Consider the following 19,631-nt stretch of genomic DNA (forward strand, 5'->3'; position numbering starts at 1 on the left):
GACAAGTTTTCATTCATTTCTATGGTGACATGAAACTATTCATTCGCTCCGCTGGCAAGGGAGGCCCGGGTTGTCCCGGTCGCTGCACGAGCTGCTCACCGCCCACCGGCTGACTCCGGCGCAGCGGCGCATCGCCAGCTACCTCACCGACCACGCGGCCGAGGCGGCGGCGCTCACCAGCGGCGAGCTCGCGGAGTACGCGCAGGTCAGCCAGCCGTCGGTCACGCGATTCGTCGCGTTGCTCGGCTTCGACGGCTACGCCGGGTTCCGCCGCTACCTGCGTGAGGCCGCGGCCGAGCCCGAACCGGAGTGCGGCGGCAACAAGTTCCAGGCCGCCATCGACGCCGACCTGCGCAACCTCTCGGCACTGCGCGCGCAGCTGGCCGACGACACGCGCCTCAGAACGATCGCCGCGAGTCTCATGGACTCCGTGCCGCTCGTCGTCGCCGGTTACCGCGTCTCGGCCGCGCAGGCTGCGTCGTTCGCCTACCTCGCCACCAAGATCCACCCGGACGTCCGCCTGCTCACGGACCCCGGCAGCGTCTTCGGCGACGCCCTGCGCCACGCCCATCGGTGTGGCGCCCGGACGCTCGTCCTCGTCGCGCTCCCCCGCTACCCCCGCGAGAGCGCCGCGGCCCTCGAGCAGGCTCGTGCACTGGGCCTGCGCACCCTCCTGATCACGGACCGGCCCGTCTCGGCGCTCACCCCGCTCGCCGACGACGCGCTGAGCGCGGGCGTCGCCTCCGAGTTCGTGTTCGACTCCCACGCCGCGGTCGCCTCCCTGACCGTGGCGCTGGTCGAGGCGATGGCCGACGCGGCCGGCGCCTTGGCCCGGCAACGACTGCAAGGCTTCGAAGACTATGCCGCAGAGCAAGACCTCTTCCTCCCCGAGTGAGGCAGGGGCAACGGCGTTCGACGACGTCCCGCTCAACCGCTTCCACATCCGCATCACCGCGCTGACCTTCTGCGCCAACTACTCCGACGGCTACGAGCTCGGCATCATCAGCATCGCCCTGCCCGTGATCGCGGCGCAGCTCGGGTTCGGCACGGTGTGGGAGGGGCTGCTCGGCGCGTCGGCGCTGATCGGGATCTTCCTCGGCAGCATCGTCGTCGGCTGGGCGGCGGACAAGATCGGCCGGCAGCGTCTGTACGCAGTGGACTTCCTGCTGATCGCCGTCGCGTCGGCCGCCGAGTTCTTCGTGACCAGCCCGACGCAGCTGTTCATCATGAGACTGCTGATCGGCATCGGGATCGGCGCCGACTACGCACTCGGGCCGACGCTCGTGGCGGAGTTCGTGCCGCGCAAGTACCGCGGCGGGCTGCTGGCTTCGCTCACGGTGCTGTGGACCGTCGGCTACGTCGCGGCGTTCTTCCTCGGCAACTACGTCGTGAGCCTCGGCGGCGAGTCGTGGCGCTGGCTGCTCGCGTCGAGCTGCATCCCCGCGATCGCCGTGGTGCTGCTGCGCATCGGTGTGCCGGAGTCGCCGCGGTGGTTGCTGTCGCAGGGCCGCGCCGACCAGGCCCGGGCGGTCGTCGAGCGGCTGCGCGGCGACGTCGAGGCGTTCGAGGAGCTCGTGCGCAACCACGTCTCGGCGCGGCGCGTGCGCTACCGCGAGCTGTTCGGCAAGAACTACTGGCGCAACACGGCGTTCGGCACGATCTTCTACAACGCCCAGGTGGTGCCGTACTTCGCCATCTACACGTTCCTGCCGCTGGTGCTGCTGAAGATGGGCGTCGGCGAGGAGGACACGACCAGCGACGGCCTGCTGAACCTGTTCCTGCTCGCCGGCAGCCTCGGCGGCCTGTGGCTGGTGGCTGGTGGCTGGTGGCTGGTGGCGAAGATGTCGCGGCGCGGCCTCACGATCTGGTCGTTCGTGGTCCTCATCGCGACCATGGCGCCGATGGCGATCTGGCCCGACGCGCCCACGGCGTTGCTCTTCCCGCTGTTCCTGGTGTTCACGTTCACCATGTCGGCCGCCGTGAACCTCGACCAGGTCTACCCGCCGGAACTGTTCCCGACCGACCTGCGCAGCTCCGGCGTCGGCCTGCTCAACGGCCTCAGCCGCGCCGGCTCGGCCATCGGCACCTTCCTGCTGCCCCTGGCCCTCGACGGCATCGGCTTCTCCCCCACCATGCTGATCCTCACGCTGGTGCTGGTGGGCGGCCTGGTCGTCTCGCTGCGGTGGGCGCCGGAGACGAAGAACGCGACGATGGACTGACCTGCCGCGGACCGAGCTACCGCGCAGCCTCGGCCGCGAGCCGGGGCTGCGCGAGGCCGGTTTTCAACGCCGCGGCCATGGTCGCCACGCGGTGACCCTGCGCGCGGGCCGCGGCCAGCGCCGGCTCGTCGACGGCGATCGAGCCGTCCTCGCCCGTGATGTGGCTTGCGCCGTAAGGGTTTCCGCCCGAGTCGTTGGCGTGACCCTTGAAACCGGGCGGCACGAGCACACCGCCGAAGTGGTAAACGGAGTTGTAGAGCGCGAGCAGCGTCGTCTCCTGCCCGCCGTGGGCCGAGGCGCTCGAGGTGAACGGGCTGTAGACCTTGCCCACGAGCTGGTCGCGCGCCCACAGCCCGGTCAGCGTGTCGAAGAACTGCTTGAGCTGGCTCGCGACGTTGCCGAACCGCGCGGGCGTGCCGAACACGACCCCGTCGGCCCAGAGCAGATCTTCGTGCGTGGCAACGGGAACGTGTCTGGTAGCGGCCAGGTGCTCGCGCCAGTCGCGGTTGCGGGAGATCGCGCTCGCCGGCGCGATCTCCTCGACGCGCCGCAGCCGCACCTGGGCCCCGGCCGCCAAAGCACCCTCGCGCACGGCCTCCGCCAGCGCGAACACCGTCCCGGTCGCGGAGTAGTAGACGACGGCGATCCGGCAGCACGCTTCGGACATGACCCGCTCCCCTCACTGTTCCGGCCCGCACAATCGTATCACTCGATACAGTTTCATATGAGATATTGTCCGAAACTCACCAACGTGACGCCCACCTCATCCCGCACGGGCGAGGACTCCCGTGCGGGGCCGGTCCACCGTGGGGCGACGGGAATCCGACGAGAGGCACGGCTATGTCTGACTACATCCGGATGCAGGGAACGGACCCGCGGGCGATGGACTCGGCGAGGCCGGGCTTCGCCGAACCGCGCGCGGCGAACGGGTGGACCGCGTTCGCCGCCACGATCGCGATGCTGGCCGGTTTCTTCAACATCATCATCGGGCTCGTGGCGCTGTTCAAGAACAACTACTACGTGGCCGCGCCCGGTGGTTACCTCGTGCTGAACCTCACCGGCTGGGGCTGGCTGCACCTCATCGTCGGCGCGCTCGCGGCCGCCGCCGGCGCCGCCCTGTTCAGCGGCGCCGGCTGGGCGAAGGTCGTCGTGGTGATCCTGGCCGGGTTCAACGCACTGGCGATGCTCGCGTTCATCTCGGCCGCCCCGGCGTGGGGGCTGATCGTGATCGCGATGGACGTGCTCGTGATCTGGGCGGTGATCGCCCACTCCTCGGAGCCCGAACCCTCACTCTGAGCGCACCGCGGGCGAGACCTCACCCAGCGCGGGTGAGGCCTTTCCCGTGAGCGGGGTGCTGTCGACGTAGTACATCTCGTACACGCGCTCGGTGAACTTCCAGCCGTCGGCCGTGCGCCGGTAGCTGTCGTGGTACACGGAGTGGTTGAGGTGCGAGCTGCCGTCGCGCAGCCGCCCGAACTCCACGATGTAGGCGCGCCCGGTGGCGGTGTCGCCGTGGAGGCGGATCGAGCCCGGGTGCACGGTCTGCAGGAAGTACTCCCACAGGTCCCGGGCCCGTTCGATGCCGCGGCGGATCTCGGCGCGGCTCGCCAGCTCGATGCCGCCTTCGGGGATGCGCAGCAGGCCGTCTTCGGTGAAGAGCGAGGCGAGACGGTCGTAGTCGTGCGTCATCCCGGCGTCGGTGAACTCCGCGCACAGCGCGCCGAGCTCGACGCGGTCGGCGATGGCCTGGAAGTCGGTCATGGTTCTCCTGTCACATTCCTCGTCCGTGGTCCGTCAACGCTCTGACGGACCACGACGGAGGAACCTGACAGTGGACGCAGTTCTGGTGGAGCAGTTCGAGGCGCATCGCGACCACCTGCGCGGGGTCGCCTACCGGATGCTGGGGTCGGTGAGCGAGGCCGAGGACGCCGTGCAGGAGGCCTGGCTGCGGCTTTCGCGCGCCGACACGGGCGGCGTGGTGAACCTCGGCGGCTGGCTGACCACGGTCGTCAGCCGCGTGTGCCTCGACGTGCTGCGCTCCCGCAAGTCCCGGCGCGAGGAGCCGCTGGAGACGCACGTGCCGGACACGATCGTCGCGGCGGCGGACCCGGATCCGGCCGAGCAGGCCGTGCTCGCCGATTCCGTCGGGCTCGCGCTGCTCGTGGTGCTGGAGACGCTGTCGCCGGCCGAGCGCCTCGCGTTCGTGCTGCACGACCTGTTCGGCGTGCCCTTCGCCGAGATCGCGCCGATCGTGGGACGCACTCCCGCCACCGCTGCGCAGCTGGCCAGCAGGGCGCGCCGCCGCGTCCGGGGCGCCGCACTGCCGGACGCCGATGTCGCCGCGCAACGCGAGGTGATCGACGCGTTCCTGGCCGCCTCCCGCTCAGGCGACTTCGACGCTTTGCTCGCGGTCCTCGACCCGGACGTCGTGCTCCGCGCCGACACCGGCGTCGCGGGCGGCTCGCGGCTCATTCGCGGCGCAGCCGCCGTGGCCGGCCAGGCCGTGCTCTTCGAGCAGCTCGGCGCCGAAAGCCGGCCCGTGCTCGTCAACGGCGCGGCCGGCCTGGTCGCGCTCGTGGACGGCAAGCCGATGTCGGTGTTCTGCCCGACCGTGCGCGCCGGGCGGATCGTCGAGATCAACATCCTCGCCGACCCGGAACGGCTCGCGCAGCTGAACCTGTGACGCTGAAGTCGTGCCGCGTCAGCCGGCCAGGCCGGCGCCCGGCACCTGCACCTTGAGCGCGCTGCCCGGGTTGAGCAACAGGTCCCGGGTCGCCAGCTCGGCCGCGAGCTCACGCACCGGCACCGGCCGGAACTCCTGGCCGGGCCGCGGTTCGGGCAGGTAACCCTCGGAGGTGTAGGCGGGCACGACCTCACCGTCTTCGGACGGCTGCACGACCACCGGTCGGTCCGGTTCGGTCACCACGTAGACCGTGGCGTCGACCAATGCCGATTGGACGCCGTCGTTGTCGCCGGTGCCCGTGATGACCGCCTGCAGCGCGGCCTCGAGATCGTTGGTGGGCCGGGGGATGCCCAGCGCCAGCGTGCTCGGGCGGTAGTCCGGGTTGGGGATGAAGTCACCGGCGACCTCGCCGCGCTCGTCGACCCGGTAGGCGCCGGCGATCGCGGCGCCCGGCACGTTCTCGGCCCCTTCCATCGCCGGGTCCACCACGTAGAGCCAGCTGTCCGGCGACTGCCGCGCGCGCTCGCGCAGCTCCGCGGGCAGCGGGTCCGGGGTGGTATCCACAACTTTCTCCGATCCGTAGTCAGGCTCAGGCTAGCTCGGTGTGCTCAGTCCTTGGGCGGCACGGGCGGAGGCGGCGGGTCCTGGGGCTTCGGTACGAAGTCCTTGTTCGGCTGGTATTGGAGTTGGGGCACGAGCTTGTGATCGTTCGGATAGATGATGCTCGGGTGCGCGCCCGGCTGCCCGGCGCCGACGTTGTAGTACCCCTCGACCTTGTACGCGCCGGAGATCTGCGAACCCGGGATGTGGTCGACGGCGGCCCATTCGTTCTGGCCGTCCATGGTGGGCACGTGGTCCGGGTGCGAGGGCAAGTGGACCATTTTCCCGGGATCGGTTTCGATCTCGTAGATGTAACCCTCGTGCTTGAAGAACATCGTGTCCTCGGACTTGCCCCAGAACCCGGTCTTGGTCGATTGCGTGATCTCCCCGCCGACCTTCTGCGGCACGAACTGGTACCCGGTCTCGATGTCGCCCGACGTCGACACGTAACCACTTCCGGAACCGTACGACCGGTGCTGGTGCCCGGCGATGTCGTAGTTCGGTCCCTTCGGGCCCGCACCCTGCCTGATCGCGTCGGACGTCAGGCCGTGCTTGAAGATGACGTCCGGCGGCGCGCCCGAACCGTGGTAGACGTACTTCGGCGTCTTGTCCGGCCCCGGGTTGTGCGAAAAGTCCGGCGTGTCCTGGTGTTTCTTCCCGTCGGCCGCGGAGTGCGACGGCCCGGCGTCACCCGAGGTGTGCGACGGCCCGGGCTCCGGCGACGCCGATCGCGACGGGTTCGGAGTGCTGCCGGTGTCGCCGACGTGGGCGGGTTCGTCGGTGCTGCCCGCCCGGCTCGACGTGGTGCCGGTGCCGCCTCCGGACTTGCAGCTCGTCGGCGCCAGCCCCAGCGGGTCGGCGACGCGCAGCGGGTTGCTCACATACGCCGCCGGGTTGGGCGCGGGCGCGAGGCCCAGGGGGTCCTGGCTGACGTAGCGGCCCGCGGCGGGGTCGTAGTAGCGATAGACGTTGTAGTGCAGCCCGGTTTCCGCGTCGAGGTACTGGCCGGGGAAACGCAGCGGGGTCGCCGTCGCGCCGCCGCTGCCCGGCAGGTCCCGGCCCCATACCGTGGCGCGGCCCGACCAGACCGGCCGGCCCTCGGCGTCGAGCAGCTCGGCGGGCCGTCCGACGGGGTCGGTCACGATGGTGTGGAACAGCCGGACGCCGCCGGTGCTCTCGTGCTGGGCCACCGGCGCGTCGGTGTCCGGGTCGTAGTCCCACGTGCGCACGCGGGTGGTCCCGTCGGCGAGCCGGTGCGACTCCTCCACGAGCTTCCCGCCGTCCCACACGAACTCGACCTGCTCGGTGATCTCGCCGCCCGGCCCGAACCGCTGCTTGGCGATGCGCCGGCCGACGGGGTCGTAGCGGTAACGCCACCGCGTGCCGTCCGGGGTGGTCACGCCCGTCAGCCGGTCCTGGCCGTCCCAGCCGTAGCTCCACACGAGCTCGCCGACGCGGCGCTGGACGACCCGGCCCTGCGCGTCGTGGCGGTACGAGATCGCGCCCGCCGAGGTCAGGGTGTTGCCCACGTAGGCACGGGGGCCGCTTTCCGGCGCCGCCGGTCCCGCCACCCCGCTGAAGACGATGTTGCCCGCCGCGTCGTAGCGGAAGCCCTCGCGCCGGTCGGCCGCGATCGCTTCGACGACACGGCCGGCCGGGTCGAGCCGGAATTCCGCGGTGCCGGACAAGCTGTCGGCGGTGCGGACGAGGTGGCCGTCGGCGCGGTAGGCGTAGCGCCGACGCAGGCTTGGGCCTTCCTGCGCGGTGAGGCGCTGCTCGGCGTCGTACGCCTGGGTCAGCACAACGGTGCCGTCCAGGGAGCGGCCCGTCTCCTTGCCCGCTGGGTCGCGCTCGAAGGCGAGCACGTGACCCCCGCCGGCGAGGCCGACCGGAGCGCCCCGGTCGCCGAAGGACCACGAACTGTCCACTCCGGACGGTGTGCGCCGGGTGACTCGGGTGCCGTCCGGTGCGTAGGAGAACGTGGTGGTGCGGCCGTTGGTCGTCTGGGCGATGACGCGGCCGCGGTCGTCGCGGTCGTACTCGATGACCGCGTCGGCGTTCTCCGCGCGGCGCAGCCGGCCGACGGGGTCGTAGGAGTACGTGGTGAGCCCGTGGGACGCGCGCCGCGCGACGATGTTGCCGAGCGTGTCGTAGGTGAGCTCCGTGAGCTCGCCGAGTCCGTTGAACGCGCGGGTGAGCTGTCCGGCGGCGTCGTACTCGAACCGCAGCGTGCGGCCGTCGAAGTCACGTTCCTCGGTGACGCGGCCCGCGTGGTCGTAGACGTAGCGCCAGGTCAGGCCGAGCGGGTTGGTCACCGCCAGCAGGCGCAGCTCGGTGTCGTACGCGTACGTCGTGCGCCCACCGGCCTCGTCGACCTCGGCGACGACCACGTCGAACGGGCCGTACTCGCGCCGCGTGACGGCGCCGGTCTCGCTGACGTGGGCGACGTCGTTGCCCTCGCCGTCGTAGGACCACTGCTCGCGCCCGCCGGCGGGGCCGGTGCGCGCGGCCCGCAGGCCCTCGACCGTCCAGTCGAGCCGCACCTGCCCGCCGGGCGTGTCGACGAGCGCCGGCCGCCCGAGCAGGTCGGGGACGTACCCCTTCGTGGTCCGCTCGGCTTCCGCGACGGCGTCGGGCAGCACGGCCGCGCTGCCGACACCCTCGGGGCGGAACTCCCCCGCCACGCCGAGGCGGGCCGAGAACGGGTCGAGCGGCTCGTCGTAGGTGCGGGTCCAGGTGCGCTCGCCGTCGCGCACGGCGATGGCGGCCACCGTGCCGCCGCGCAGCGCGACCTGCACGACGCTGCCGTCGGGCCGGATCACGCGGCTCAGCGCGCCGGCGTCGTCGTATTCGTAGGACGTGGTGCGCCCGAGCTTGTCGGTGCGCATGAGCAGCCGGTCGTAACGGTCCCAAGTGGACACCGTGGCGTGACCCGCCGCGTCGACCTCCCGCACGACCTGGTTGGCCTCGTTGAGGTGGTACTCGGTGCGGTGACCGAGCGAGTCGGTGTAGACGGTGACGAGGCGCTCGCGGTCGTAGGCGAAGGTGCCGTCGCGGAAACCCTTGTCCCCCACCGTCTTCACGCAGCGGCCGGCCGCGTCGTAGACGTAGCGGTACCAGGTTCCGGTGCGATCCTGCCAGCCCGTGACGCGGCCCTGGGTGTCGTAGTCGAACAGCATCGGGCGGCCCGAGGAGTTCACGACCTGGGTGAGCCGGCCGTCGGTGTCGTAGCCGTAGCGGGTGACCAGCACGCTCTCGCCCGAGACGGGGTTCACCACCGACATCGCGGTGATCCGGTCGCGCGTCACCGTGAAGGCGACCTCGTACCCGTCGGAGTGGCGGATCCGCGTCGGCCGTCCCGTCCGGTCGTAGTCGACGTCGAACCGCTGCCCGGCCCCGGCCACCGCCGTGAGCGGCAGCACGCCGGGCGCCTCTCCCATCACCGGGTCGAAGCGAAGGCTGGTGCCCCGCAACGGTTCTTCGAGAACGTAGCCGCCGTCGAGGCGCCGGGTCAGCGGCAGCCGCGGCCCCTCCACCGGCAGGACCGTGGTGCCCGGCGCCGGCAGCGGGTACACGAGCACCATGCCGTCGGGTGAGAAGTAGCAGACGTCCTCGGCGTCGACCTCCAGGCGCTGGTCCACTGTGGACGCCCAGGAGCGGCCGAACCACCGGCCGGCGCGGTAGGAGGAGACGTGCGTGCGCTCGATCGAGAGCTCGAGGTCCAGCGGCAGCACCAGATCGGTCTGGTCGAGGATCATCTCGCCCGTGGCGACGTCGACGGGGTCCGACGCGCACACGCGGCTGTCCTTGTCGACCGAGGTGTCGCGCGGGTTGCCCGGCTTGTTCGACGGCGGAGTGCTCTTGGGCGTGCCACCCTTCGGGGTGCCGCCACCACCGCCCGCCGGCACCGGGTCGGGATCGGTGTTGAGCGGGGGCGGGTCGCTCTTCGCCGGCAGTGGGGTGCCGCCACCGCCGGTGGAGCCGCCACCGCCGGCGCTGGAGGTGTGGGTGGTGTCGTCGCCGCTCTTGGATCCCGGCGGTGGGGTGTAGTCCTTGGCGTCGCCGCTGTACCCGGAGGCCGTGGTGGAGTCGTCGCCGCTGGATTTGCCGGGTGGGGGGGTGTAGTCCTTGGCGTCGCCGGTGTAACCGGAGGCCGTGGTGGTGTCGTCGCCGCTGGATTTGCCCGGTGGGGGTGTGTAGTCCTTGGGTGTGCCTTCGTAGCCGCCGCCCTTGGGGGCGCCGCCGCCGTCGCCGCCGGGGGTCTTGCCGGGTGGGGCCTTGGGGGTGCCGGAGAGGTCTTTGGTCTTGGGCGGCGGGGCGATCTTGCCGCCCTTGAGGCCTTTGAACGCCTTCCCGGCGTCCTCGAACAGCGTCCCGGCCTTCTTCAGCAGCGGCACCAGCGCCTTGAGCGCTTTCACCAGTTTCGTGACCAGGCCGGTGATCTGTGAGGCGGTTTTCGCGACCGCGCTGACGACCTGCGGGACGACCCAGGCCAGCCCGATGCCGAGGGTGAACACGACCTGCAGTGCCCAGCTGATCATGTGGCCGACCAGCTCGGAGATGATGTCGCGCACCAGGGTGCGGACCGCGGCCACGACCTCACCGGCGGTCTTCACCCCGGACGAGGCGCCTTCACAGCCTTTCTGCGCCGATTGCAGCGACGTCGCCAGGTCCTGCCCCCGCTGCCGGTAGGCGTCCGAGGCGGATCCGGACCACGACTGCAGGTCGGCGTTGATCGCGTCGGTCAGGTCCGAGGAGACGCTGCCCAGTTCCTTGGCGACGTTCGCCCAGGTCTCCGACTGCGCCTTGATCTGATCCGCGTTGCCGGTCAACGCGTTGAGCGCGTCCTTGAGCGGGCCGACGTGCTCCATCAGCCAGGAGACGCCGGCCGCCAGGATCGCCCCGAACGGGTCCATCGCCATCGACAGCGCGTCCAGTGCCGTGCCGACCGCGCCCATCGCCACCGACGCCCAGTCACCCGACTCGATGGCCGTCGACAGATCGTTCGCGGTCTCCAGGAGCGAAATACCCGAATACGCCTTGGTGGAGTCCTGCGTCTGCGCGATCAACGGATTACTCACCGGGTCAAGCTAGCAGCGCCCCGAAGACCGATCGCTCCCGCGATGGGGGATTGACTCGTTGCTGCCCCTTCGGTACCGACCACCTGACCGAGTGGGCAGAACACGAGCCGGTCAGACGGCGTCGGCGCAGGCCACAGCCGTGGGTACGGTCTCCGGCCCGGTCACTCGCTCGTCGCCGGCCGGGTCACCCGGAACGGCGAGCTGCCACGGTCGGGCGACAACCCACAGGACCACACCCGCCAATAGGATGCCGCTGAACATCACGGTCGCCATGGCGGCCGCGTTGTTGCCGATCAGGCCCACGACCGGCGACACGGCCGCGCCGATGCCGAACTGCACCGCACCCAGCAGGGACGCCGCGGTGCCGGCGTTGTCCCCGTGGGAGTTCAGGGCAACCGCGGGCGCGTTGGGCAGGATCAGGCCGGCGAAGAACAGCACCGCCCACACCGGCACCGCGACGCCGAACATCCCGCCGAAGCCGGTGAGCGCCGTGACCAGCAGAACCGCCGCGGCCACGACGGCCGCCACGCTCGCGACGAGCAGCACCTGGGCCGGCTCGTACCGGTTCATCAGCCGCGCGTTGACCTGCGTCGCGGCGATCAGCCAGATCGCGCTGGCGCCGAAGAGCAGGCCGAACTGCTGCTGGTTGAGACCGAACTCCTGCTGGAAGACGAACGAGCCGCCGCTGATGAACGCGAACAGCCCGGCCATCGCGAGGCCGGCCACGATCACCAGGCCGATGAACGAGCGGTCGGTGAGCAGCCCGCGGTACGAGCGGACCGTCGCCTTGAACTCCCACGGCTGACGGCGCTGCTTCGGCAGCGTCTCCGGCAGGGCCAGCGCCGCGGCGATCGCGCTCGCGAGCCCGATCACGGCGAGCACCACGAACACGCCACGCCACTCCGTCCAGCTCAGCAGGGCACTGCCGAGCGTCGGCGCGAGCACCGGCGACACACCCATCACGAGGATCAGGCGCGAGAGCAGCTTCGCGGCGTTGCGGTCGGTGTAGAGGTCACGCACCACGGCCAGCGCCAGCACCGCGCCCGCGGAGGCGCCGAGGCCCTGCAGGATGCGCGCGCCGGTGAGCAGCTCCACGTTCGGCGCCACCAGGCACAGCAGCGAGGCGCCGACGTGGATCAGGCTGCCGGTGATGAGCGGGATTCGCCGGCCGAACGCGTCGGACAGCGGCCCGACCAGCAGCTGCCCGAGCGCGAGCCCGAGCACCGTGCCGGTCAGCGTCAGCTGGATCGTGGACTCGGAAGTCAGCAGGTCCTGCGCGATGGTCGGCAGCGCGGGCAGGTACATGTCGATGGACAGCGGGCCGAGTGCCACGAGGACACCCAGGATCAGCACCAGCTTGAGCTGTCCGCCCCCAGCGGACACTCCCGCGCCGGGTGCGGCTTCCAGTCTGTTCGTCACAGCATCTCCCTCAGTCGGTAGCCACCTCACTCCTACGACGAACAGCACTCACCTATTCCGACATCCAGCCCAGATCACACCGCGCCCTTCTTCGCGTGACGCCTCGTGGCTGCCCCGCTACGACAAGGTAATCCGGTATTCACCTGCCAGAAACGTCCACAATAGACAGTTCGCATACGACGGATCGCCCACGCGGGGAGCCGCTGCCGTGGCCAGGCGGCTCGGTGGTGGATTCACTGCCCTCGGGGCCGGGAAGGGCGGCGCGGCGGATCGTCGCGAGAGTTGCTGGTGCTCGTGGGGCTCCTGGGACCGTTCGCGGGGCTCGGGTGAAGCACGACACCAGGGCTGGACGCACTGTCGGTTTTTGCGGACGTTCAGTCCGTACGTGCGACCTGCGGGTGGGGCCGCCTCGCGCACCTGGTGCTCAACCGGCCGCTCGGGCGCGACCTGGCGGCGCGCGCACGGAGGTGGTGGTGCTCGTTGGTCGCCATCGCGGACGCGAGAGTACGTCGTCACGCCCGCGACGACGCTGGTCGGCGTGCCGGAGCACGTGCCGCTGGAGCAGGCGGCGGTGCTGGCCGACGCGGTGTCGACCCCGTACGGCGCGGTCGACACGGCCGGGCTGCGCCCCGCGGAGGCCGTGGGCATCTGGGGTCTCGGCGGGCTGGGCACGCACCTGGTGCAGCTCGCGCGCATCTGCGGCGCGTCGCCGATCGTGGCGCTCGACCCGCTGCCAGCGGCCCGCGAACGCGCGCTCGGCCTCGGCGCCGACTTCGCGCTCGACCCGCTCGATGAAGCGACCCCCGACCAGCTCGCGGAGATCACCGGTGGCCACGGGCTCGACGTCGCGTTCGACTGCGTCGGCCGGGGCGCCAGCGTCGAGCAGGCCGACCGCGCGCTCGGCCACCGCGGCCGGCTGGTGCTCGTCGGGCTGTCCGCCGACGAGCTGGACCTGGGGCCCGAGCTGAACTTCGTGCGGCGGCGCCACACCGTCGTCGGGCACCTCGGTTACCGCATGAAGCACCTGTCCGACCTGGTGGAGCTGGTCGCCCGCGGGCGGCTGGACGTGTCAGGTTCCGTGAGCGCGATCCTGCCGCTGGAGGAAGCCGCCGAGGGTGTGCGGCGCCTGCGCGAGCACGACGGCGACCCGATCCGGGTGCTGCTTCGGCCTTGACCCTGACGTCGCAGGAGGGTCGAGCATCGAAGGCGTGAACGAATACACCAGCCCCGTCCCGATGCCGGCCCTCGACGCGATCGCGCCGGAGCCCTACCGCGGCATCTACGGCATGCCCATGTTCCCGATCATCCCGACGGCCGACCTCGAGGAGTCCAAGGACTTCTGGTTGCGCGGCCTCGGGTTCATCGACCTGTTCTCCATTCCGGGCCGGATCACCCACCTGCGGCGATGGGCGTTCCAGGACGTGCTGCTCGTGCCGGGCGAAGTCGGGCCCGGCTCCGCGCCGGCCATCAGCTTCTCGTGCGTCCTCTCCCAGATCGACGAAGTCGCCGCGCGGTGCGAGGAGCTGCGGCCGGGTTGCACGAGCGCACCGGAGGAGAAGCCGTGGAACTCCGTCGAGCTCACCATCGAGTCCCCCGAACGGGTGCGGATCGTGTTCACCGCCGCCCGGCCGATCGACCCGGACAGCGCCCAGGGCGAGGAGCTGCGCGCCGTCGGGATCGACGTTCCGCGCGGGTGAGCCACACTGGTCCGATGAGCGAAGGCCTCACCGTCGGCCGAGCGGCGGCACTCGTCGGGGTCAGTGTGAAGACGCTGCACCACTGGGACGCGATCGGTCTCGTGCGCGCGAGCGAGCGCACGTATGCGGGGTACCGGGTGTACTCGGGCGACGACATCGCCCGGGTGCACCGGGTCCTCGTGTACCGCGAGCTGGGTTTCCCGCTCGCGGAGATCGGCCGGCTCCTCGACGACCCGGCCGTCGACGCCCGCGAGCACCTGCGACGCCAGCGCACCGAGCTCGTCGATCGGATCTCCCACCTGCAGACGATGGTGTCGGCCGTCGACCGCATGCTGGCGGCCGCGAAGACCGGCATCCAGCTCACACCCGAACAGCAGGTGGAGATCTTCGGCTCCGACTGGCGCCCGGAATGGGTCGGCGAAGCCGAGACCCGCTGGGGCGACAGTCCTCAGTGGACCCAGTACGCCGAACGCGCCGCCGCGCTGAGCCCGGCCGACTGGCAGGAAGTCGCCGCCCGGGTGGAAAACCTGAACGCGGACCTGGCGACCGCGCACCGGACCGGCGTCACCCCGGGCTCCCCCGAGGCCAACGCACTGGCCGAACGCCACCGCGCGGCCATGACCACGTACTTCGACTGCCCCCACGCCCGCCACGTCTGCCTCGGGCGGCTGCTGGCGGAGGACGAGGGTTTCGCGGGCTACTACGGCGGGTTCTCACCGGACCTGGCGCCGTGGCTGCGCGAGGTGATCAACGCGAACGCCGCGGCCCACGGTGTCGACCCGGAAACCGCCGCCTGGGACTAGAAATCGGGTCACCGTGCGCCATCCCCCGACGACGCCGCACGGTGACCCGGAACCCGCGTCAGTCGGTCACGAGCTCCGACTTGTGCTCCCGCAGCCACTCCTCCAGCGACTTCAGCCGCGGGTTGATGCGGCGCACGCGCTCGAGGTCGCGGGACTCGACGAACGAGTCGGCGGCGTCGGCGTAGAACTGGTACATGTTGCCGATCTCGACGGCGCCCGGGTAACCACCGGCGCGGACCTCGTCGTGGGTCTGCGGCCGGTAGACGACCTCCTCGCCCAGCACCTTCGTGAACAGCTCCGCCAGCTGGACGCCCGTGTAGTGCGCGCCGGCGAGGCCGACGGTGCGGCCGATGTACGTCGGGCCCGCGAGGAAGATGCCGTAAGCCGTGCGGCCGATGTCCTCCGACGCGACGAGTGCCATCACGGAGTCGCCCATCGGGTTGGTGAGCGCGAGCTTGCCGTCGGCGCCGCGGTGCACGCCTTGCCCCTTCAGGAACGACTCGTAGTAGAACGTCGTCTCCAGGAAGGTCGTGGGCACGCCCTGCTCGGTGAAGAACCGGTTGCCCTCGCCTTTGGCATCGAAGTGGGGCACCGTGTACTTCTCGAGCAGCGTCGGCAGCTCCAGGCCTTGGTGCTCGAAGTGCGGCCGCGTGTCCTCCAGGGTGGACCAGACCACGTGCTTCAGGCCGGTCTTCTTCGCGGCACGCGCGGCGATCTCCGCCTGGTCGAGCTCCATCTGCGCCCGCGTGCGCGCCGCCTCCTCCTCGGGGGTGCGCTGGACCCAGAAGTTCGTGACCACGTACGCGCCATAAGCGCCATCGAACGCGCGCAGCACACTGGCCTCGTCGTCGAGATCGGCCGCCACGACCTCCGCGCCGCGCGCCGCCAGCTCCTTGGCCGCCGGGGAGTCGACGTCACGGGTCAGCGCGCGAAGGCTGAACGGTCCCTGCGGGTCGTCGAGGATCGCACGGGCCAGACCACCGCCCTGCGAACCGGTCGCCCCCACCACGGCAATGATCTTCTTGTCGGTCATCGGGTTTCCTGCCTCTCTCGTCGGATGTTTCCCGAACGAGTTCCAGGTTGTCCCTCTTTTCCGGACGGCACCTCGCCACACCGTGGGTACCCACGGCGGGGGACGGCACAGCCGGTCAGAGCCAGCCGCGCTCGTCGGCGACCCGCAGCGCTTCCATCCGGTTGCGCGTCCCCGTCTTGGCGATCGCCGCCGACAGGTAGTTGCGCACCGTGCCCTCCGACAGGTACAGCGTGGCCGCGATCTCGGCCACCGAGGCTCCCGACCGGGCGGCGATCAGCACGTCGCGCTCGCGCGCCGTGAGCGGCGACTCCCCCGCCGCCAGCGTCGCGACGGCCAGCGCCGGATCGACCACGCGCTCACCGGCGACCACGCGGCGGATCGCGTCGGCCAGCGTCTCGGCCGGCGCGTCCTTCACCACGAACCCGACGGCACCCGCCTCCATCGCGCGCCGCAGGTAGCCCGCGCGCCCGAACGTGGTCAGGATGACCACGCGACAGCCCGGCGCCTTCTTGGCGAGCACGGCCGCCGCGGCCAGTCCGTCGAGGCCCGGCATCTCGATGTCCAGCAACGCGACGTCCGGCTGTTCCGCCAGCGCCGCGTCCACGACCAGGTCACCGCGGCCGACCGACGCGACGACCGCGAAGTCGTCCTCCAGCTCCAGCAGGGCGCACAACGCCTGGCGCACGAGGGCCTGGTCGTCGGCGAGCAGCAGGCGGATCGTCATGCCGGCGCTCCGTTCTTCGGCCGCGGAGCGTGCATCGACACGCACAGCCGCCACCCCCGCGGCTGCACCGGCCCGGCCTCCATCCGGCCACCGGCCTCCGCGACACGCGAGCGCAGCCCGTCCAGGCCGTTGCCCGGAGTAGCCACCGCACCCACCCCGTCGTCGCGCACTTCCACCTCCGAAGCCGAAATCCTCACGGTGCAACTCGTGGCGCGAGCGTGGCGCGCGACGTTGGTCAGCCCTTCCCGCACGACCCAGCCGAACAGCTCCTGGTGGGCGCCGTCGACCACGTCCGACGCGGTGGGCAGGTCGGCCGTGACACCCGAGGCGCGCAGCAGTTCCCGCCCTCGGGCCAGCTCCCCGGCGAGCGTCACCTCGGTGCTGCCCGACACGGCCGCGCGTACGTCGGCGAGCGCCTGCCGGGAGAGGCGTTCGACCTCCCCGATCTCCTCGAACGCGCGTTCCGCGTCCGTCGCCCCGAGCCGGCGGGCGAGATTGCTCTTCACCGTGATCGCGGTGAGCGAGTGGCCGAGCAGATCGTGCAGGTCGCGGGCGATGCGGGTGCGCTCGGCCTCGGCCGCGAGCCGCTCGACCTCCGCGCGAGCCTCGACCAGCGCGCGGTTGCTACGGACCGCCTCGGAGAAGGCGTAGACCATCAGGGCGGTGAACACGAGCGCGATGGCCTGCGCCCACGCCGGCCCGGAGTGCCACGGCCGCACGGCCGGCGGCACGACGATCGCCGCCAGCCCGGCCCCCAGGAGCACCGCCACCGCCGCCCGGCCGCGCAGCAGCCGCATCAGAAACGCCACGACGACCGCGGCCAGGAAAAACGCGTCGGCTTGGGCGAAGGGCAACGCGGCCAGGAACAGCACCGCCTGCGCGCCCAGTGACCACCAGAACAGCCGCGGGGCCATACGGTCCGCGGCGATCGTGGCCACCACGTAGCAGCAGCTGAACAACCCCACGAGCACGCACCCCACCACCGCGGTGGTGCCGCCGCGCGGCACCAGGCCGGCCACGGTCACCGCCGGGTACACGAGCATGCCCGCGTCGAGCACGAACCGGCGCCGCCCGAGCACCCAGCGATCGGCGTTGTCGTCCACGTCGGGCACGCTACCGGGATCCCGGTCAGGCCCGCGCGAACAACGAGCGGACGTGCCGCCCGTTGACGATCAGCACCACGCCCAGCAGGAGCAGCGCGCACACGCCTTGCTCGGCTCGCAGCCAGACCGGGAACGCGCCGGGCAGCGCCGCGATGACGACCAGCGCCACCAGCATGATCGCGGTGACCAGCCGCAGCCGCAGGTAGGCGCGGCGTGAGCCCTTGCTCGTCCGGAGGGTGAAGGACAACGTGAGCAGAGCGCTGGCCACGACGATCACCGTCCGCACCCACACGGCCTCGGTGACCATCGCGGAGTTGTTCCGCAGCAGGACCACCGCTCCGACGGTGAGCACGCTGAGCGTGAGGTAGGCGGTGACGAGCAGTCTCGTGGTGCGGAAGGCCGAGAGGCTGCGCGGGTGGTTGAGGTTTTCGTGGGACACGGCTGCGGATCCAGCGTTCATGACTGTCCTTTCCGGACTGAGTGGAGGTCGCCCCTTGTGCTCCACCCATGCTGGGCGAGTGCGCCGGCTCGCAGCAGTGAGCCGGCGCATCAACCGCCCATGACATTTGTCAGGAATCCGACGGCGGCCCCGTTTCCGTCAGCTTGCCCTCAGCCAGCCTGAGCCAGCGGCCGATGCCCAGCTCGGCGAGGAAGCGGTCGTCGTGGCTCACGACCACGAACGCGCCCTGGTACGCGTTGAGCGCGCCGGTGAGCTGCGCCACGCTCGCGAGGTCGAGGTTGTTCGTGGGTTCGTCGAGCAGGAGCAGCTGCGGCGCCGGCTCCGCGCACAGCACGCACACCAGCGTCGCCCGCAGCCGTTCGCCACCGGAGAGCACGCCGACCGGCAGGTGCGCCCGCGGCCCGCGGAAGAGGAAGCGCGCGAGCAGGTTCATCAAGTCGGCCTCGGGCAGCTGCGGCGCGGCCGCGCGCAGGTTCTCCGCCACGGTGCGGTCGTCGTCGAGCAGGTCGAGGCGCTGCGAGAGGTACGCGACGCGGCCCTCGGCCTTGGTCAGCAGCCCGCTGTCGGCTTCGAGGAGGCCCGCGACCAGCCGCAGCAATGTCGACTTGCCGACTCCGTTGGCGCCGATCAACGCGATCCGCTCCGGCCCGCGGATCGCCAGCGTCGCGCCTTCGCCGGCGAACAGCTCACGCACGCGCAGGCGCTCGCCGTGGAACACCGTGCGCCCGGCCGGCACAGCGGTGTCGGGCAGCTCCAGCGCGATCGTGTCGTCCTCGCGGGCGGCCCGGTCGGCCTCGTCGAGGCGGGCCTTCGCGGCACCGAGCCGCTGCGAGTGCATGTCGTTGGCCCTGCCGGCCGACGATTCCGCGCGCCGCTTGATGTTGCCGAGCGCGATGCGCGGGATGTCGGAGCCGGTGCGGGCGCCGGTGGACGCCCGCCGCGCCGCGCGTTCGCGGGCCTGCTGAAGCTCGCGTTTCTCGCGCTTGACCTCCTGCTCGGCCGCGCGCACGTTCTTCTCCGCAACCTCGCGCGCGGCCTGCTTCGCCGCCTCGTACTCGGTGAAGCTGCCGCCGAACATCCGCAGCGAACCGTGGTCCAGCTCCGCGATCCGGTCCATGCGGTCGAGCAGGTCCCGGTCGTGGCTGACCAGCACGAGCGTGCCCTTCCAGTCGCCGAGCACGGCGTGCAGACGGCGCCGGGAGCCGCGGTCGAGGTTGTTGGTGGGCTCGTCGAGCAGCAGCACGTCGGGCTGTTTCAGCAGCTGCGCGGCGAGACCGAGCGACACGATCTGGCCGCCGCTGAGCGTGTCGAGCCGGCGGTCGAGCGCGACGTCGCCGAGCCCGAGGCGGTCGAGCTCCGCGCGGGCGCGCTCCTCGACGTCCCAGTCGCTGCCGACCGTCGCGAAGTGCTCTTCGCTCGCGTCACCGCCTTCGATGGCCGCGAGCGCGCGCACGATCGGCGCGATCTCCAGCACTTCGGCCACGGTCGGCTCACCGGCCAGCGGCAGCGTCTGCGGCAGGTAACCGAGCACGCCCTCGGCGGTCACCGAACCGGCGAGCGGGTGGAGCTCCCCGGCGATGAGCTTGAGCAGGGTGCTCTTGCCGGCGCCGTTGGGCGCGACGAGGCCGGTGCGACCCGGCCCGAGCGTGAAGGACAGGTCTTCGAAGACGGGGGTGCCGTCGGTCCAGGAAAAGGACAGGCCGGAACAGACGACAGAGGTCTTGGACATGGCAGGACTCTCAGGATGCAGCGGGCGTGCGTGAGCCGCCCGGAGAACGACTGGGCAGGGTTTCAAGAGGAGACGACAAA

General features: G+C 71.3%; 17 protein-coding genes. 7 read left to right on the forward strand and 10 right to left on the reverse strand.

The window, feature by feature from the left end:
* The first annotated feature begins 70 nt into the window (after nt 1–70).
* Both AB0K15_RS30210 and AB0K15_RS30215 read left to right on the forward strand, forming a co-directional pair.
* Nucleotides 71–895, forward strand: a complete 825-nt coding sequence (locus AB0K15_RS30210) for a MurR/RpiR family transcriptional regulator (RefSeq protein WP_364057796.1) — start codon at nt 71–73, stop codon at nt 893–895.
* On the forward strand, nt 861–2,219 hold the full coding sequence (locus tag AB0K15_RS30215; protein ID WP_364057799.1) for an MFS transporter: 1,359 nt from the start codon (nt 861–863) through the stop codon (nt 2,217–2,219). The genes AB0K15_RS30210 and AB0K15_RS30215 overlap by 35 nt, the downstream gene beginning before the upstream one ends.
* A gap of 16 nt (nt 2,220–2,235) precedes the next feature.
* Here AB0K15_RS30215 and wrbA read toward each other — a convergent pair whose 3' ends face one another.
* Nucleotides 2,236–2,886, reverse strand: a complete 651-nt coding sequence (wrbA, locus tag AB0K15_RS30220) for an NAD(P)H:quinone oxidoreductase (RefSeq protein ID WP_364057802.1) — start codon at nt 2,884–2,886, stop codon at nt 2,236–2,238.
* 173 nt (nt 2,887–3,059) lie between these two features.
* Here wrbA and AB0K15_RS30225 point away from each other — a divergent pair, with 173 nt between their 5' ends.
* Complete coding sequence (locus tag AB0K15_RS30225; RefSeq protein ID WP_364057805.1) at nt 3,060–3,515, forward strand: hypothetical protein; 456 nt, start codon at nt 3,060–3,062, stop codon at nt 3,513–3,515.
* Here the strand turns inward: AB0K15_RS30225 and AB0K15_RS30230 are convergent.
* On the reverse strand, nt 3,507–3,980 hold the full coding sequence (locus tag AB0K15_RS30230) for a nuclear transport factor 2 family protein (protein WP_364057807.1): 474 nt from the start codon (nt 3,978–3,980) through the stop codon (nt 3,507–3,509). The genes AB0K15_RS30225 and AB0K15_RS30230 overlap by 9 nt on opposite strands.
* 64 nt (nt 3,981–4,044) lie before the next feature.
* Between AB0K15_RS30230 and AB0K15_RS30235 the strand changes: the two genes are divergently transcribed.
* Entirely contained in the window at nt 4,045–4,902 is an 858-nt protein-coding gene (locus tag AB0K15_RS30235) for a sigma-70 family RNA polymerase sigma factor (protein WP_364058199.1), read from the forward strand.
* Between the two features lie 18 nt (nt 4,903–4,920).
* Here AB0K15_RS30235 and AB0K15_RS30240 read toward each other — a convergent pair whose 3' ends face one another.
* The 3 genes from AB0K15_RS30240 to AB0K15_RS30250 form a co-directional block, all read right to left on the reverse strand.
* Nucleotides 4,921–5,466, reverse strand: a complete 546-nt coding sequence (locus AB0K15_RS30240) for a type VII secretion system-associated protein (RefSeq protein ID WP_364057810.1) — start codon at nt 5,464–5,466, stop codon at nt 4,921–4,923.
* Between the two features lie 44 nt (nt 5,467–5,510).
* Nucleotides 5,511–10,583 (reverse strand): RHS repeat-associated core domain-containing protein, encoded by a 5,073-nt coding sequence (locus AB0K15_RS30245; RefSeq protein ID WP_364057813.1) that lies wholly within the window; start codon nt 10,581–10,583, stop codon nt 5,511–5,513.
* Between the two features lie 111 nt (nt 10,584–10,694).
* Entirely contained in the window at nt 10,695–12,002 is a 1,308-nt protein-coding gene (locus AB0K15_RS30250) for a Bcr/CflA family multidrug efflux MFS transporter (RefSeq protein WP_364057816.1), read from the reverse strand.
* A gap of 538 nt (nt 12,003–12,540) precedes the next feature.
* Between AB0K15_RS30250 and AB0K15_RS30255 the strand changes: the two genes are divergently transcribed.
* Genes AB0K15_RS30255 through AB0K15_RS30265 form a run of 3 tightly spaced genes read left to right on the forward strand, consistent with a single transcriptional unit; the run spans nt 12,541 to nt 14,502 of the window.
* The gene (locus AB0K15_RS30255) at nt 12,541–13,176 is read left to right on the forward strand and encodes a zinc-binding dehydrogenase (RefSeq protein WP_364057819.1); all 636 of its coding nucleotides are present in this window, start codon (nt 12,541–12,543) and stop codon (nt 13,174–13,176) included.
* 34 nt (nt 13,177–13,210) lie between these two features.
* The gene (locus AB0K15_RS30260; protein ID WP_364057822.1) at nt 13,211–13,699 is read left to right on the forward strand and encodes a VOC family protein; all 489 of its coding nucleotides are present in this window, start codon (nt 13,211–13,213) and stop codon (nt 13,697–13,699) included.
* A gap of 14 nt (nt 13,700–13,713) precedes the next feature.
* Nucleotides 13,714–14,502, forward strand: coding sequence for a MerR family transcriptional regulator (locus AB0K15_RS30265; RefSeq protein WP_364057825.1), 789 nt, complete (start codon nt 13,714–13,716; stop codon nt 14,500–14,502).
* A 58-nt stretch (nt 14,503–14,560) separates the two neighbouring features.
* On the opposite strand, the gene AB0K15_RS30270 is transcribed toward AB0K15_RS30265, so the two are convergent.
* From AB0K15_RS30270 to AB0K15_RS30290, 5 genes are all read right to left on the reverse strand, one after another.
* Complete coding sequence (locus AB0K15_RS30270) at nt 14,561–15,535, reverse strand: NmrA/HSCARG family protein (RefSeq protein ID WP_364057828.1); 975 nt, start codon at nt 15,533–15,535, stop codon at nt 14,561–14,563.
* Nucleotides 15,536–15,650: 115 nt separating this feature from the next.
* Nucleotides 15,651–16,259 (reverse strand): response regulator transcription factor, encoded by a 609-nt coding sequence (locus AB0K15_RS30275; protein ID WP_364057831.1) that lies wholly within the window; start codon nt 16,257–16,259, stop codon nt 15,651–15,653.
* Nucleotides 16,256–17,362, reverse strand: coding sequence for a sensor histidine kinase (locus AB0K15_RS30280; RefSeq protein WP_364057834.1), 1,107 nt, complete (start codon nt 17,360–17,362; stop codon nt 16,256–16,258). The genes AB0K15_RS30275 and AB0K15_RS30280 overlap by 4 nt, the downstream gene beginning before the upstream one ends.
* 25 nt (nt 17,363–17,387) lie before the next feature.
* Nucleotides 17,388–17,822, reverse strand: a complete 435-nt coding sequence (locus AB0K15_RS30285; RefSeq protein ID WP_364057837.1) for a hypothetical protein — start codon at nt 17,820–17,822, stop codon at nt 17,388–17,390.
* A 109-nt stretch (nt 17,823–17,931) separates the two neighbouring features.
* Nucleotides 17,932–19,551: an ABC-F family ATP-binding cassette domain-containing protein gene (locus tag AB0K15_RS30290; protein ID WP_364057840.1), complete on the reverse strand. Its 1,620-nt coding sequence runs from the start codon at nt 19,549–19,551 to the stop codon at nt 17,932–17,934.
* Nucleotides 19,552–19,631 lie beyond the last annotated feature (80 nt).

The sequence above is a fragment of the Amycolatopsis sp. NPDC049253 genome (assembly GCF_040678995.1).
Lineage (GTDB): Bacteria > Actinomycetota > Actinomycetes > Mycobacteriales > Pseudonocardiaceae > Amycolatopsis.